This window comes from Limnospira sp. (genome assembly GCF_051859755.1).
Lineage (GTDB): Bacteria > Cyanobacteriota > Cyanobacteriia > Cyanobacteriales > Microcoleaceae > Limnospira > Limnospira fusiformis.
This window is the reverse complement of the sequence record NZ_JBIMLI010000132.1, coordinates 1-14,474: the sequence shown is the minus strand read 5'-3', so window position 1 is coordinate 14,474 and position 14,474 is coordinate 1. Positions and strand designations below refer to the sequence as shown.

The 14,474-nt window shown below is 42.5% G+C and carries 11 protein-coding genes and 1 pseudogene; 8 read left to right on the top strand and 4 right to left on the bottom strand.

Annotation, left to right across the window (positions count from 1 at the left end; all coding sequences use genetic code 11):
- The 4 genes and pseudogenes from ACTIE0_RS18970 to ilvA form a co-directional block, all read left to right on the top strand.
- A pseudogene (locus ACTIE0_RS18970) lies at positions 1-627 on the top strand (DUF5331 domain-containing protein); the annotation flags it as partial.
- Between the two features lie 177 nt (positions 628-804).
- Complete coding sequence (locus ACTIE0_RS18965) at positions 805-2,208, top strand: ferredoxin:protochlorophyllide reductase (ATP-dependent) subunit N (RefSeq protein WP_006624176.1); 1,404 nt, start codon at positions 805-807, stop codon at positions 2,206-2,208.
- Positions 2,209-2,303: 95 nt separating this feature from the next.
- Positions 2,304-3,212 (top strand): polysaccharide pyruvyl transferase family protein, encoded by a 909-nt coding sequence (locus ACTIE0_RS18960; RefSeq protein ID WP_006624175.1) that lies wholly within the window; start codon positions 2,304-2,306, stop codon positions 3,210-3,212.
- A 37-nt stretch (positions 3,213-3,249) separates the two neighbouring features.
- Positions 3,250-4,761, top strand: a complete 1,512-nt coding sequence (ilvA, locus tag ACTIE0_RS18955; protein ID WP_006668368.1) for a threonine ammonia-lyase, biosynthetic — start codon at positions 3,250-3,252, stop codon at positions 4,759-4,761.
- A gap of 20 nt (positions 4,762-4,781) precedes the next feature.
- On the opposite strand, the gene ACTIE0_RS18950 is transcribed toward ilvA, so the two are convergent.
- The gene (locus ACTIE0_RS18950; protein WP_006668367.1) at positions 4,782-8,957 is read right to left on the bottom strand and encodes a PAS domain-containing protein; all 4,176 of its coding nucleotides are present in this window, start codon (positions 8,955-8,957) and stop codon (positions 4,782-4,784) included.
- A gap of 324 nt (positions 8,958-9,281) precedes the next feature.
- Here ACTIE0_RS18950 and trpS point away from each other — a divergent pair, with 324 nt between their 5' ends.
- From trpS to ACTIE0_RS18935, 3 genes are all read left to right on the top strand, one after another.
- Positions 9,282-10,292, top strand: a complete 1,011-nt coding sequence (gene trpS / locus ACTIE0_RS18945) for a tryptophan--tRNA ligase (RefSeq protein WP_006624172.1) — start codon at positions 9,282-9,284, stop codon at positions 10,290-10,292.
- Positions 10,293-10,336: 44 nt separating this feature from the next.
- The gene (locus tag ACTIE0_RS18940; RefSeq protein WP_006624171.1) at positions 10,337-11,227 is read left to right on the top strand and encodes a methylenetetrahydrofolate reductase; all 891 of its coding nucleotides are present in this window, start codon (positions 10,337-10,339) and stop codon (positions 11,225-11,227) included.
- A 361-nt stretch (positions 11,228-11,588) separates the two neighbouring features.
- Positions 11,589-12,104 carry a methylmalonic aciduria and homocystinuria type D protein gene (locus ACTIE0_RS18935; RefSeq protein WP_006624169.1) on the top strand — a complete coding sequence of 172 codons (516 nt, stop codon included), beginning with the start codon at positions 11,589-11,591 and terminating at the stop codon, positions 12,102-12,104.
- On the opposite strand, the gene ACTIE0_RS18930 is transcribed toward ACTIE0_RS18935, so the two are convergent.
- Complete coding sequence (locus tag ACTIE0_RS18930) at positions 12,052-12,474, bottom strand: hypothetical protein (protein WP_006620193.1); 423 nt, start codon at positions 12,472-12,474, stop codon at positions 12,052-12,054. The two genes, ACTIE0_RS18935 and ACTIE0_RS18930, sit on opposite strands and share 53 nt — an antisense overlap.
- A 130-nt stretch (positions 12,475-12,604) precedes the next feature.
- On the opposite strand from ACTIE0_RS18930, the gene ACTIE0_RS18925 reads away from it, so the two are divergent.
- A complete protein-coding gene (locus ACTIE0_RS18925; protein WP_006620192.1) occupies positions 12,605-13,234 on the top strand; it encodes a M23 family metallopeptidase in 630 nt (209 codons plus the stop codon).
- Between the two features lie 106 nt (positions 13,235-13,340).
- Here ACTIE0_RS18925 and ACTIE0_RS18920 read toward each other — a convergent pair whose 3' ends face one another.
- Together ACTIE0_RS18920 and ACTIE0_RS18915 are read right to left on the bottom strand one after the other, a co-directional pair.
- Entirely contained in the window at positions 13,341-13,967 is a 627-nt protein-coding gene (locus ACTIE0_RS18920) for a hypothetical protein (RefSeq protein ID WP_006668366.1), read from the bottom strand.
- 211 nt (positions 13,968-14,178) lie between these two features.
- Complete coding sequence (locus ACTIE0_RS18915; protein WP_157234438.1) at positions 14,179-14,355, bottom strand: hypothetical protein; 177 nt, start codon at positions 14,353-14,355, stop codon at positions 14,179-14,181.
- Positions 14,356-14,474 lie beyond the last annotated feature (119 nt).

The following is a 14,474-nucleotide window of genomic DNA, read 5'->3' as shown; positions in this document are numbered from 1 at the left end:
GACCTAGATGATGCTGGGGATGACTTAGCCACCGATGACATGGATTTAGGTTTAGACCTAGATGATGCTGGGGATGACTTAGCCACCGATGACATGGATTTAGGTTTAGACCTAGATGATGCTGGGGATGACTTAGCCACCGATGACATGGATTTAGGTTTAGACCTAGATGATGCTGGGGATGACTTAGCCACCGATGACATGGATTTAGGTTTAGACCTAGATGATGCTGGGGATGACTTAGCCACCGATGACATGGATTTAGGTTTAGACCTAGATGATGCTGGGGATGATCTAGCTACGGATGATTTAGATTTAGAGGAAAGTAATCCATTTAAAGATGATTCCTCAGATGATATCGGAGAGCTAGATCTTAGCCTAGATGGAGATGATGATTTAGGAGACTTTGGTAGTTCCTCTGATGATGATTTAGATATAGGAGACTTGAATGATGACGACAGCGATTTAGGCGATTTAGGAGACTTAGGAGACTTAGGAGATTTAGAGGAAATCAGTTTAGAAGAGCTAGGAGAGGTAACGACTGGAGATACAGATAAGTTTGATTTAGATCTGGACAGCCTGACCGAATCAAATGATGATGATATCTCAATATCAGACTTTAAATAAGTCAATCATTCCTTAACATCTAACAGGCTGGTGTACTCATTATGATTTTGGAAGTTAGTAGCCAAAGTCAACAGTTGATTATGTCTAAATTTCTGCCAGGTTGTCATCTCATAAATGGCTGGGTGTCAACAGCTTAAAAAATGACACGAAAACTGGCTTAATTATAAGGAGAAATATATGACTGTTGCTCAACCTGAAGCACTTAACTTTGAATGTGAAACTGGTAATTATCACACCTTTTGTCCGATTAGTTGTGTGGCATGGTTGTACCAGAAAATTGAGGATAGTTTCTTTTTAGTAATTGGTACAAAAACCTGCGGCTATTTCTTGCAAAATGCGATGGGGGTGATGATTTTTGCAGAACCTCGTTATGCAATGGCTGAGTTAGAAGAAGGGGATATTTCGGCTCAACTTAATGATTATGATGAATTAAAGCGACTGTGTTTGCAAATTAAACGCGATCGCAATCCTAGTGTAATTGTATGGATTGGAACCTGTACGACTGAAATCATTAAAATGGATTTGGAGGGGTTGGCTCCGAAATTAGAGGGTGAAATTGGGATTCCTATTGTGGTGGCGAGAGCCAATGGTTTAGATTATGCTTTTACCCAGGGAGAAGATACGGTTCTAGCCGCGATGGCTAATCGCTGTCCGAAAGAACCTGAAAAAGATGCGACTACGGGGACTTCAGGCGATCGCAATGCGATTCAGAAATTACTGAGTTTTGGCAAAAAAAATGAGGATGTGACTAAGGAAGAGTCAGAATATGTAGACCATCCCCCCTTAGTGTTATTTGGTTCTCTCCCCGACCCGGTAGTAACTAATCTCAGTTTGGAGTTGAAAAAACAGGGGATTAAGGTATCTGGATGGCTTCCCGCGAAGCGTTATACGGAACTTCCGGTTTTAGAAGAAGGTTATTATGTATCGGGAGTGAATCCGTTTCTCTCGCGTACCGCAACTACTTTAATGCGTCGTCGTAAGTGTAAATTGATTGGCGCACCGTTCCCCATTGGACCTGATGGAACACGAGCTTGGATTGAAAAAATTTGCTCTGTATTCGGTATTGAACCCCAGGGATTAGATGAACGAGAAGCTCAAATTTGGGCGAATTTAGAGGATTATCTTGAGTTGATCCGGGGTAAGTCGGTGTTCTTTATGGGGGATAATTTGTTAGAAATTTCCCTAGCACGTTTCCTGATTCGCTGTGGGATGACTTGCTCGGAAATTGGCATTCCTTATATGGATAAGCGCTATCAAAAGGCGGAGTTAGACCTACTGGAAAAAACCTGTCAGGAAATGGGGGTTCCGGCTCCGAAAATTATGGAAAAGCCGGATAATTATAATCAGATTCAACGGATTTATGAACTTCAGCCAGATCTGGTAATTACGGGTATGGCTCATGCGAATCCTTTGGAGGCGCGCGGTATTAATACTAAGTGGTCGGTTGAGTTTACTTTTGCTCAAATTCATGGGTTTACTAATGCTCGTGATATTCTGGAGTTGGTGACTCGTCCCCTCCGTCGTAACAATAACCTGAAAGATTTGGGTTGGAGTAATTTGGTTAAGGAAGCTAAGGTCTAATCAATTACTTGTGTGGGAAAGGAGAGCGATCGCTTTTGGTCGCTCTCTTGGCGTGGGATGAGGATTTTTGAGAAATTATCCAGCAGATATTGGCTATGAAAACTATTGTTAATTATCATGTGATTGACCCTAAGAATATTGGGGATTTGTTCTCGTCCCCAGTCAATTACTTTGAGTTTCCGGGTTATGAGGTTATTAAGCGAGATATTCGGACTCTGGATAATTCCCCAGCACCAGAAGACCCGGAAAGTTTGTTAAATCATCATGCGATCGTTGGTGGTGGTGGGTTAATGTTTGACCGCTTTTTGCACAATTTCCAACGTTTACAAGCTGGTAAAAATGGTAATAGTTTGATTTTATGGGGAGCCGGACAGCAGGTTTATAAAATTAAAAATTCTGGTGATAATTCCTCATCTTATCATGGTAGTGATTTTGACTATAAGCCTTATTTAAAAGATTTTAATCTCATGGGAATTAGAGACTATAACCAAGGCTATGATTGGGTTCCCTGTGTGAGCTGCATGGATAAAGTTTTTGATAAGGACTACTCGATACAACATGATTTTGTAGTATTTTCGCACAAAAAGTTTCAAATTAAAATTGATTCATTTCCTCGGATGACTAATGAAGATAAGAACTTTGAGGAAATTATTAGTTTTTTGGCTTCAGGGGAAACTATTTTAACCAGTTCTTTCCACGGAGCCTATTGGGGAACACTGCTAGGACGTAAGGTTTTAGCGTTCCCATTTACCAGTAAATTTTTGACCCTAAAACACCCAGTTGCTATGTATCCAGGGATTCATTGGAAGCAACCAAAACGGGAGATTCAAATCTTGGGAAAAACTCTATATCAGCGATTTGATGAAAGTAAATTTTTGTGCGGTACGGATAATTGGCGATCGCATCTTAAAAACTGCCAATCTTATCCCGAAAGTTTGCCAGAATGTCGCGATCGCAATAATTGGTTTGATCAGCAAGTCATGAATCACCTAAGTACAGTATAATCTAAATTCATGCAATTTTCCCCTTTTGCCCAAAGTTATGCACTCCGACTACCTAAAACGAATCCTCACCGCCCGGGTCTATGATGTCGCCCAGGAAACCCCCCTAGAATTAGCCCCCAGACTATCCGAAAGGTTAAATAATCAAGTCCTCCTCAAGCGAGAAGATATGCAGTCTGTGTTCTCATTTAAACTGCGGGGAGCCTATAATAAAATAGCCCAATTAACCCCGGAAAGCCTCGCCCAGGGAGTAATAGCCGCCTCAGCGGGAAATCACGCCCAGGGGGTAGCTTTGGGAGCCAGTCGCCTAGGAAGTAGGGCAATTATTGTGATGCCAACTACTACCCCAGATGTGAAAGTACAGGCGGTTAAAGCTAGAGGCGGGGAGGTAGTTTTATATGGAGAAACCTTTGATGATGCCTATGCTTACGCGCGCCAATTAGAAGTCGAAAAAAACCTAACTTTTATTCATCCCTTCGATGACCCAGACGTGATTGCTGGACAGGGAACTATTGCTATGGAAATATTAAGGCAATATCAACAGCCTATTGATGCTATTTTTGTGGCTATAGGAGGCGGCGGTTTGATTTCTGGTATTGCTGCTTATGTGAAACGACTGCGACCAGAAATTAAAATTATTGGGGTGGAACCTGTTGACGCTGATGCTATGTCTCAATCTTTGAAAGCTGGACATAGGGTGAAATTATCCGAGGTGGGATTATTTGCTGATGGGGTGGCGGTGCGACAGGTGGGAGAAGAAACTTTTCGCCTCTGTCAAACTTATGTAGATGATATTATTTTAGTGGGAACTGATGATATTTGTGCGGCGATTAAGGATGTGTTTGAGGATACTAGATCAATTTTAGAACCGGCTGGTGCATTAGCGATCGCTGGCATGAAAGCCTATGTCGAACGGGAACAGATGCACAATCGTACATTAATTGCTGTAGCCTGTGGCGCAAATATGAACTTTGACCGTCTGCAATTTGTGGCAGAAAGGGCCGAATTGGGAGAACGGCGCGAGGCGATTTTTGCCGTCACAATTCCTGAACAACCGGGAAGTTTACGCAAGTTTTGTAACTGCTTAGGAAAACGTAATCTCACTGAATTTAACTATCGCATTGCCGACGAAAAAGAAGCCCATATTTTTGTCGGTGTTCAAATTAAAAACCGGGAAGATGCCCAAAAGTTAACGGAAACCTTTGCAGAACATGATTTAATCGCCATGGATTTAACAGATGATGAATTAACTAAAATGCACTTGCGCCACATGGTAGGCGGTCGTTCTCCTCTGGCTCATGATGAGTTATTATATCGTTTCGAGTTTCCCGAACGTCCAGGCGCATTAATGAAGTTTGTCGAGTCTATGAGTCACACTTGGAATATTAGTTTATTCCACTATCGCAACAATGGTTCAGACTACGGCCGTATTGTGGTCGGAATGCAAGTTCCCCCCCAGGAAATGCAGAAATGGCAAGATTTTTTAGACACCCTCGGATATCGCTATTGGGATGAAAATCAAAATCCTGCCTATAAGCTATTTTTGGGTTAAGGATAATTGATAATTGTCCATTAACCATTGTCTCTGATTAACTGTTCGGGAATTTCGGCAAATTTAGCCACAGTTTTAGGAATGTTATCCCAATCAAAATCCTGAAGTTGCTGTTTGAGGGTTTCCACATAATCGAGTAAAACTGTAGATTGATGTTCCTCTGCTAACATCTCTAGATTTTGCATAAATTGCTTAATCTCTCTGGCTACTAAAGTTTCTTGTAAATGGGGTAAATTCACTTCTACTTCCTGACGCAATTTAGCGGCTAATTCTGTTAATCTCACGGGTTTTAAGGAGACTTTCTCTGAGGGCTGTTCATCTATTTTGTCGGTTAATTCAGCATGATTTAGGAACTTCTTGAGTTCAGCCACAATCTGTGATTTGGTCACTGGCTTTGATAAAAAACCATCGCACAATTGCCGCAAATCTTGTTCATTACGATGTTGGGGAGATGCGGTTAATAGGACAATGGGAATATGGCTAGTGAGTTCGTTGTGTTTGAGAAACTGGGTGGCTTCTCGTCCATCCATACGAGGCATCCGTAAGTCCATAAAAATAATATCTGGCTGATAAATTTGGGCTAACCTAATGGCTTCTTCTCCATCTTTGGCGCTGAGAATTTTATGATATGTATTGGCGAAATATTCGGCTAGTAAATCCCGATGAGAACGGACATCATCAGCCACTAAAATAGTAGCAGGTTCAAATGGTTGTAAATTCTCATCAAGGGCTATTAGAGGCGATAATATTGTGGTTTCTGTGGCTATTTTGACATCGGGTAAATCAACGGTAAATGTGCTTCCCTGGTCGCGTTCGCTTTCCAGATGAATTGAACCACCTAGGAGATGGACTAACCTTTCTGTAATAGTTAAACCTAAACCTGTCCCTCCGTATTTGCGGTTACTTTGACCTTCGCTTTGGGTAAATGAGTCAAAAATCTTGTGTTGGTCTTCGCGAGAAATACCAATACCTGTGTCAGTAATGGCAATTTTGAGGTCAATAGAATTATAGGGATGATTGGGTTTGAGTTGTGAACAAGATGCTGTGATTCTCACTGACCCAAATTCGGTGAATTTTATGGAATTTCCGACAATATTAAATAGAATTTGTCGCAGCCTGACTTCATCGGTCATAATACTATAGGGTAGTTTGGGGTCTACCTCAACTTCTAGGTTTAGGTTTTTTTCGCTGGCTTTTTGTTCAAAAATATGCTCGATTTCATTAATTACGGTGCGGATATTAACGGGTTCATAGTGTAATTGTAATTTACCAGCTTCGATTTTCGATAGGTCTAAAATGTCATTTATTAATGCTAATAAAGTGCGACCACTAGAGGCGATCGCCTTAATATAAGAAGTGGCTTTAGGGTCGGTAATTGTAGATTGTAATAAATCAGTAAAGCCTAAAACTGCATTCATGGGTGTCCGAATTTCATGGCTCATATTAGCTAAAAATTCGCTTTTAGCACGGTTAGCCGCTTTGGCTTCCTGAGTCATCTTTTTAAGTTTAATGTTTTTATAAGTTAATTCTTGGCGTTGCTCCTTTTCTTGAGAGAGTAGTTGTGCGTGAGCGATCGCAATTCCTAATTGGCGTGCTACAGCTTCTAGTAGTTCTATTTCATCAAGAGTCCAGACTCGGTTATGGTCGCATTGATGCAGGCTAATAATACCATTAGGTTGACCATGATAGAAAGTGGCGATCGCCAACATGGATTTAAGATTATCTGACTCTTCAAAAGATTGATGGGTTTGCCACAAAGGAGAGGTAATTTTGATTTCTGATAGCTTAATTAAGCCATCATTTTTATGGTAGGAAATTGCCCGTTCTTGCTCAACTAAGTATTTAATATAAGGGTCATTATCAAAGGTTACTGATTCCTTTAAATCACAAAGCAAATTACATGGATGCTCAGAATATTTAGCTACCAAATTTCCATGGGGCAAAGGATATTTTTGGTAAGTATGAATTAGACAACAGTTTACTTTCAAGGCTTTACCAATTTCTTCGACTGCGGTTGTAAAAATTTCTTGAACATCTAAACTCTGACGAATATTGTCGGTTATTTTCTGAATAATTAGGGTTTTTCGTAGTTGATTATGCAGAGTATGTTCAATGGTTTTACGATGGGTAATATCTTCCGCAATACCAGTATATCGATAAATTTTTCCCTGGTTGTCTCGCACCGGAAAAGCATGACAATTAATCCAACGAATTGAGCCATTTGGTCTCACAATTCGGTAAGTTTGATTAAAAGGAATACCTAGACTAATTTGCTTATTTAAAGCCTCAGCCATACCGTCACGGTCTTCTGGGTGAACAGACATTAACCAGGAACTAGGATTTTTATATAAACTATCTCGACTTTGTTGCCAAATTTCCTCATAGGCTGGAGACACATAAATCATTTCTCCGGTAGCGCTATTAATAAAGAAGACTTGATGGATATTTTCTGCTAACTGACGAAACTTTTCTTCACTCTCTTTTAAAGCTAGTTCGTTTTTTTTGCGATCGCTAATATCCGTTTTAGTCCCGATCACCTGCAGCGGTTTTCCGTCGAGGCTGCGATACATCACCCGACCCCGATCAAGAATCCATTTATAATGACCATCTTTGCACTTAATACGATGTTCACTAATATATTGCTCCGTTTCACCATTTAGGTGCTTATGTAATATATCGAAAACTTGCAGTTTATCATCAGGATGTATTAGTTTTTCCCACTCCTCAAGATTGTCGCTAATTTCCTCAGCCCTAAAACCTAGAATTTCTTTCCAACGTCGAGAGAAATAAACCTGATTGGTTTCTACATTCCAATCCCAAACGCCATCACCATTTCCCTCTAAAGCAAATTGCCAACGTTCTTCACTTTCTTGTAAGGCAATTTCGGCTTTTTTGCGGTTGGTAATATCCCTCGCTGCTGCATAAATGCGATCGCCTACAGGAGTCGATCGCCACTCTATCCAACGATAAGAACCATCCTTAGCCTGATAGCGATTCACAAAATTAAGCACCGAATTTTGTTGGCATAAATTTGATATGTGGTCGAGGCTAGGTTGAACATCATCAGGATGCACAAATTCTATAAACAATCGACCCTCTAACTCTTCTAGCGGATACCCTAAGCTGATTTCCCACTGTTGATTTAATCGCAAAAATCGTCCTTCTACATCAGCAATACAAAGCAAATCCAGAGCAATAGAAAAAAATCTATCTAATTCTTCGGTTTTCTGGTGTAAAGCCAGTTCGGTATTTTGGCGATCCGTTATGTCAAAAATAGCGCCATCAATACCGATTAAGTTTCCCTGAGTATCAAACTTACCCCTCCCCTTTTCATAAACCCAATGAATACTACCATCCCGATGAATAACTCGGTATTCTACAATAAATGATTCCTGTGCATATAAAGCCGGTAAAATCTTGGCTGTGACAGTTTTTTGGTCATCAGGATGAATGATGTCATTATAGGAGATAACTCGATTGTTGATGATTTCATCAGGTCGATAACCGCAAATATCTTCAATGGCATTGCTGATAAATTTCATCGTCCAAAACTCGTCACAAGCACAGCGATAAATAGCACCCGGAAGATTAGCAAGTAAAGCACGAAATGAGACTTCCGAATATTGAGGATTGAGTGTATTGGAGTTGAAAGTTTGTGCTTTTTCTACCAGGGTGGCTTGTTGAATCGCGATCGCCAAATTTACAGATATCATATTCACCAGATCTATATCCTCTGGTAGCCAGTTCCGGCTATGGCTACATTGATGAACCATCAAATATCCCCAAATATCTCCACTCAACCAAATAGGAACTATCAAAATCCCCCGCACTTGCAGCCGAGCCAGAAATTCTATATAATCATCTCCTAGATGGGTCTGATAAATATCAGCGATCGCCATTACTTCGTCGATCAATTCATGATACTTCCAGAATATTTCCGCGATATCTTCCTGACTGATTACAGTGCGAATATCACTAAAAGATGCTGCCCTTATGTGGACGATACCATCAGCTTCTAACGGACAAATCAAAGTGCGATCGCTTTGCAACAACTCAGATAATTCCGTGACTACCGTATCAAAAATCGTGTTTAAATTAGCGAAATTAACCATCTGGTTAGCTATTTTGAAAAGCAAGTTTTCCCTAGGAGTCGCCGTAGTAAGTTGGTCTGAGCGTGCTAAAATCTGTGGAATCATTGGATTTGTCCCCTGTCTGAATCATCTTAGGAAAAATTAACTCGGAAAATTCACAGTGTAGAGTTATATTCCCGCCCCCGTATCAAATACTGTTGACTGAACCCCTAAAAATTATCAACGCCTATAATTCCATTTTGCCAGATTTGCCAACGAAATATCTACCCCCCAAATAAACTATGGTAAAATCTCCGCCTAGTGGGTTGAACCTGGTCTATGGGGTCTATGGGGACAGGACCACAATTCTGGTACAATTGCTGATCCAGTTCAAAACCCCGCTTTCTATTGTCTAAAATAGAGTTTTAAGTTAAGTTCACAGCAGCAATCATGGATAAGCAGCGAATTCTCTCAGGAGTACAACCAACGGGAAACCTACACCTAGGTAACTATCTGGGCGCGATCCGCAACTGGGTAGAAGGTCAGAAACAGTATGATAACTTTTTCTGTGTGGTAGACCTACACGCGATCACCGTTCCCCACAACCCCGCGACTCTGGCGGCGGATACCTACACGATCGCAGCCCTTTATTTAGCCTGTGGTATCGACCCAGAAGATTCAACTATTTTTGTACAGTCCCATATTTCCGCCCACAGTGAGTTAACCTGGCTTCTCAACTGTCTGACCCCCATTAACTGGCTGCAAGATATGATCCAGTTTAAGGAAAAAGCCGTTAAACAGGGGGAAAATGTCAGTACGGGTTTATTGGATTATCCCGTATTGATGGCTGCCGACATTTTGCTTTATGATGCCGATCGCGTTCCGGTTGGGGAAGACCAAAAACAACATTTGGAACTGACACGGGATATTGCTGGCAGATTTAACCATTTATTCGGTCAACCAGATCAGGAAATTCTCAAAATTCCCCAACCTCTCATTCGCACAGAAGGCGCACGGGTGATGAGTTTAACCGACGGGACTAGGAAAATGTCTAAGTCTGACCCCTCCGAGTTAAGCCGGATTAATTTGTTAGACCCCCCAGATGCGATCGTTAAGAAAATTAAACGCTGCAAAACTGACTCCGTGCGAGGGTTAGCTTTTGATGTTCCAGACCGCCCCGAATGTCATAATCTGCTGAGTCTATATGCTTTGCTCTCTAACCAAACTAAAGCACAAGTGGCGGCTGAATGTGCAGATATGGGGTGGGGACAGTTTAAACCCCTGCTGACGGAAACGGCGATCGCCGCCCTCAAGCCTATTCAGGAACGCTACAAGGAAGTTATGAGCGATCGTGGTTATTTAGAGTCCATATTGCGTACAGGTCGCCAACAAGCCGAGGCTGTAGCCAATCAAACTTTAAGCCGCGTTAAAGATGCCCTAGGTTATTCCAAACCTTTGTAATCTCCCTGAATTTACCTTTAATTTTTACATCTAAAACCGCCATAATGAACCGATTTAGGACTGCTTGTTTGAACCCCAAAGAATTTGTGATCACCGCCGAAGTAGCACCCCCAAAAGGCGGCGATCCGACTCACATGATCGAGATGGCGCGGGGTCTAAAAAATCGCGTCCATGGGGTTAATATTACTGATGGCAGTCGGGCTGTTTTAGGGATGAGTTCCCTAGCTTCCTGCGTCATTCTCCAACATCATGGCATTGAACCGATTTTACAAGTCGCTTGTCGCGATCGCAATCGGATTGGTTTACAAGCAGACCTCCTGGGAGCGCACGCCCTAGGAATTAGGAATATTCTCGCCCTCACAGGTGATCCAGTCAAAGCCGGAGATCATGTTAATGCTAAACCAGTTTTTGATTTTGAATCCGTGCGCCTATTACAAGCTATTAATAAGCTAAATAATGGCATGGATTGGAATGATAAAAAGCTGCCCCATGGTCGGACAGACCTATTTCCCGGAGCCGCAGTAGACCCCCAATCTCCCAGTTTTTCCGGGTTACAAAGTCGTTTTTATCGCAAATTAAAAGCCGGGGCTTGTTTCTTTCAAAGTCAATTAATCACGGATTTTGAAAGGCTCTATAAATTCATGAATCAAGTCGCTTCTGATACGGATAAACCGATTTTGGCGGGAATTTTCCTCCTGAAATCCGCGAAAAATGCCCTTTTTATTAACAAATATGTTCCCGGTGTTAACATCCCCGACCACATTATCCACCGTTTAGAAAAATCATCACATCCCCTGGAAGAAGGCATTAAAATTGCGGCGGAACAAGTACAAATTGCACGTCAAATTTGCCGAGGTGTTCACCTTATGGCGGTTAAACGAGAAGACCTCATCCCGAAAATATTAGATGCAGCCAATATCCCCCCATTACCATAATAGCGGAGGGTAGAACCATGGAGTTTTTGATATGATGGGATACAGCCAACTCCAGGAGAAGCCACCGCGCGTCTACACCCCTTTCCCCCTGGGGGAGGGGCTTCAGAATGTACTTGATGGCTAGAGAAGGCGAAGCTGTTACCAAAACTGGTGAAGGTGATTTGAATCAGGTCTGACTAACCGAGTAGATGAAGTTGGCATTTGGGCGCAATAATTCAATCAAATGGTAAAGCAACTCAAGGATTTATTCAATACATTATCATAGCCCTCAGAACTGAGAAATTATCCCAAGCCAATCAAGAGATTCTTAGCTTCAATGTGACCAAAATCTAACTTTTGCCATAATTCCCCCCAAATTACCATGAGCGACAATATAACCGAGGTGCGATCGCCTGATATTTCCATCCATCCCCCCACCGCTTTTGTAGCCGCTAATTTAAGGCGGATTCTACCAGATTGGCACTCTGATGATATTTGGATAGTGATTTTTTTACAGCGATCGCAGTTCCCCTTAACCACAACTAATGATATCATTGAGCAGGAGAAAAACAGATTATGCGATCGCTTTTTAGAATTCGCCCAACCCGTAGCCCAACAACTCAATTCCCAGGGATGGATGACCGATATCATCTACCCTCCCAGCGGTTATCCGTTGCTGTCCCAACCCGGAGAAATCAACCATAGCGATGCTTTAACTGTCGCCACATCCTTAAACCTTTCTCTGCAAAAGGGACCCTGTACCATCGTAATTCATCCCCAATGGGGAACCGCCGTTTATCCCAGTGTGTTGATATCCTCTGCGCCGCCAGATGAAATCAACAAAGCTATCGATTTTGCTGGCTATCGCGTCGCCCCAACTCATAAACCCCACAGGTAACCGCCGCAATGACTCCCACACTGATAGACCAAGAAGGTCCCAACCCCAATTCAACTCCCCAATTCAATAATCCCCCCACCATTAGAAACGGTACAACGCTGAAGATAGAAGCAAAAAAAATATTTCCCGACTCCCTGCTAGTGCGCGTTTCCTCAAATTGTTCATCTGACCCATAAAAGGGACGTTCAGCCCAATCTAGCCAACCCGTGAGTTTTTCCATGAGTAATTCACTGAGGGGGGAAAACCCCAAACTTAATGCCAGCGACCATAACGCCGTCCCAGCCATAGCCGTTGTATTCAACGGGAACCAACCCAGAAATATCGATATAACAGGGGTTTCCATCGCCCATGAAAAATAATCAGTTAACATTATGTTCTGTTTATGCCTAATGGTGGCAGAATATCAAATGTGTGCTATACGGGAATTGATTTAAATATAACCCTTGTGGGTGCATCCGGTAATTCATTAATAGATTTTGGTGATTGAGGAATCAATAATCATGGCAAAACTCAACCCCCTGCAAGTTTTCAAGCGTCCGACCCTCCTGAAACGAATGCTATGGGTTCTGGTCGGTTTCGTGTGTCTGACTCTAATTCCTTGGGGGGGACAACAGTTAGATATAGGTGCAACTAAGGCATCAGCCTCCCAAGTAGCGGTAGGGGTCGATTGGGGTAATGCTTCTTTTCCGGTGGAAAATTTCCAGCAGTATACATCACCTTTTGGCTATCGTGCTGGTGGGTTTCACTATGGTTTAGACTTAGCCGCACCTATGGGGAGTTATATCCGCAATTGGTGGAGCGGACAGGTAGTCGAACTCTGGGAGGATAATCGCTGCGGCACGGGAATTATTATCCAGTCAGGACAGTGGGAACATATCTATTGCCACGTTCAGGGTCATGTACAAAGTAATGCTAATGGTACTTACTTTATTGACCGTGGCGGCGGTCTGGAACTTCGCAAAGGTCAAATTGTGGCAGCCGGGACTAGAATTGCGCGGGTTGGGATGACCGGGAGAACTACCGGACCTCACTTGCACTGGGGACTCAAGTATAGTAATCGGTGGGTTGATCCAGCCCGTGTTCTGATTGCTATGTATCATCAACAAAACCAGCGTTTGTCTCAACGTTGAACAAATAGCTGGTTAGGTGTTGTGGGGCGTAGAGTACAGGTTTGTACTGTGCGCCCGGTTGTTTTGTTTTTTGTGGTCTTAGTTAGGATTGCTAACAGAGGTCAATTTAGCCCTGGGAAAGTAGATCAATGGATACCCGTTCCGATGGACTGCTTTGGGAAAAGGTGGGCAATTCTACGGAATTCTGACGCAATGCTGCTACTGGGTTAGTGGCGTTGCAGGCGTAGGTGTTGTCAGTATCGCCGTGGGTGAGGAAATTACAAGGTTGACTTGGGTTGGACTGTTGCCAAGTACACTCAAGGGCTGCATAGTAAGCATCCTCATTTCGACTTTTCAGACATCTCGCCCAGGCTTCAGGATCGTAACCTGAACCGATACATTGGAGACTGAGACCTAAACCAATGGCTTTTAAGGCGCAGTCGGCATTCACACTACAGCCGTTTTTGTGGAAGACACCGAAGCTGTCTCTGTTGATTTCTTGTTTACTGCCAGTGTGCAAGCCATCCATTTGGCTAGGATCATTGAGTAAATCTTCGGTGGTAATTCCTAGGAAATCTGTTACATCATAGACAAACTCTGTTTGGTCATCATTGAGGACTTCGCCATTAAAGATTAATTCCTCATCTGGTTCTTCTGGTGGCATTGCCCAAGGGGGAAAGGCGGCGGCGGGAGACACACTCCAGCCTACTACCAAGAAAGAGACGGTGCCGATGGTTGTTAGTAATTTTTTCATAGTTAGTTATAATTTAGAATCAGTTGGTGAGGGAATTTCACAGTTAATAGCCGGGGTCTGAATCCATCAAAAAATCAAGACAATTATGGGTTGCTGAAGTCGCTTAACTTTCCTCCAGCATAGCTAAAGATAGGTGTTGATGTCAATATTTGTTGTGTAAAGATGTTGTAAAATCTGAGAAAATTATGTAAAGGTGGTTGAGGGTAAGTGTCTACTTAAAATCTGCTGTCAAGTCGGTATTTTCACGGAAAAAGTGGCTAGGGTTTTGGGGATAAAGGGGAAGCCGGCAATCAATATTGAGCGGAAAAATGGTGGCGAGACGGTGGTTTTGAGGTAATATCATAGCGAGTTCAGGGGAATGGTGGCTAAGGATAGAATGAGAGAGCATGATTTCATCTCAAATTAGGTTAACATTTTAGGGCAATACGGTATAATAAGCGAGAAGAGTTGAGGATAAACCTATTGCCAGATATGTCAAACCCAAGGAAGCGGCCCAAATCCTTGGAG

Bases quoted from the DNA above. Each gene is read 5' to 3' on its own strand.
- ACTIE0_RS18915 (WP_157234438.1), bottom strand. From the start codon at position 14,355: ATGCTCTCTCATTCTATCCTTAGCCACCATTCCCCTGAACTCGCTATG.
- ACTIE0_RS18950 (WP_006668367.1), bottom strand. From the start codon at position 8,957: ATGATTCCACAGATTTTAGCACGCTCAGACCAACTTACTACGGCGACT.
- trpS (WP_006624172.1), top strand. From the start codon at position 9,282: ATGGATAAGCAGCGAATTCTCTCAGGAGTACAACCAACGGGAAACCTA.
- ACTIE0_RS18965 (WP_006624176.1), top strand. From the start codon at position 805: ATGACTGTTGCTCAACCTGAAGCACTTAACTTTGAATGTGAAACTGGT.
- ilvA (WP_006668368.1), top strand. From the start codon at position 3,250: ATGCACTCCGACTACCTAAAACGAATCCTCACCGCCCGGGTCTATGAT.
- ACTIE0_RS18935 (WP_006624169.1), top strand. From the start codon at position 11,589: ATGAGCGACAATATAACCGAGGTGCGATCGCCTGATATTTCCATCCAT.
- ACTIE0_RS18940 (WP_006624171.1), top strand. From the start codon at position 10,337: ATGAACCGATTTAGGACTGCTTGTTTGAACCCCAAAGAATTTGTGATC.
- ACTIE0_RS18960 (WP_006624175.1), top strand. From the start codon at position 2,304: ATGAAAACTATTGTTAATTATCATGTGATTGACCCTAAGAATATTGGG.
- ACTIE0_RS18925 (WP_006620192.1), top strand. From the start codon at position 12,605: ATGGCAAAACTCAACCCCCTGCAAGTTTTCAAGCGTCCGACCCTCCTG.
- ACTIE0_RS18930 (WP_006620193.1), bottom strand. From the start codon at position 12,474: ATGTTAACTGATTATTTTTCATGGGCGATGGAAACCCCTGTTATATCG.
- ACTIE0_RS18920 (WP_006668366.1), bottom strand. From the start codon at position 13,967: ATGAAAAAATTACTAACAACCATCGGCACCGTCTCTTTCTTGGTAGTA.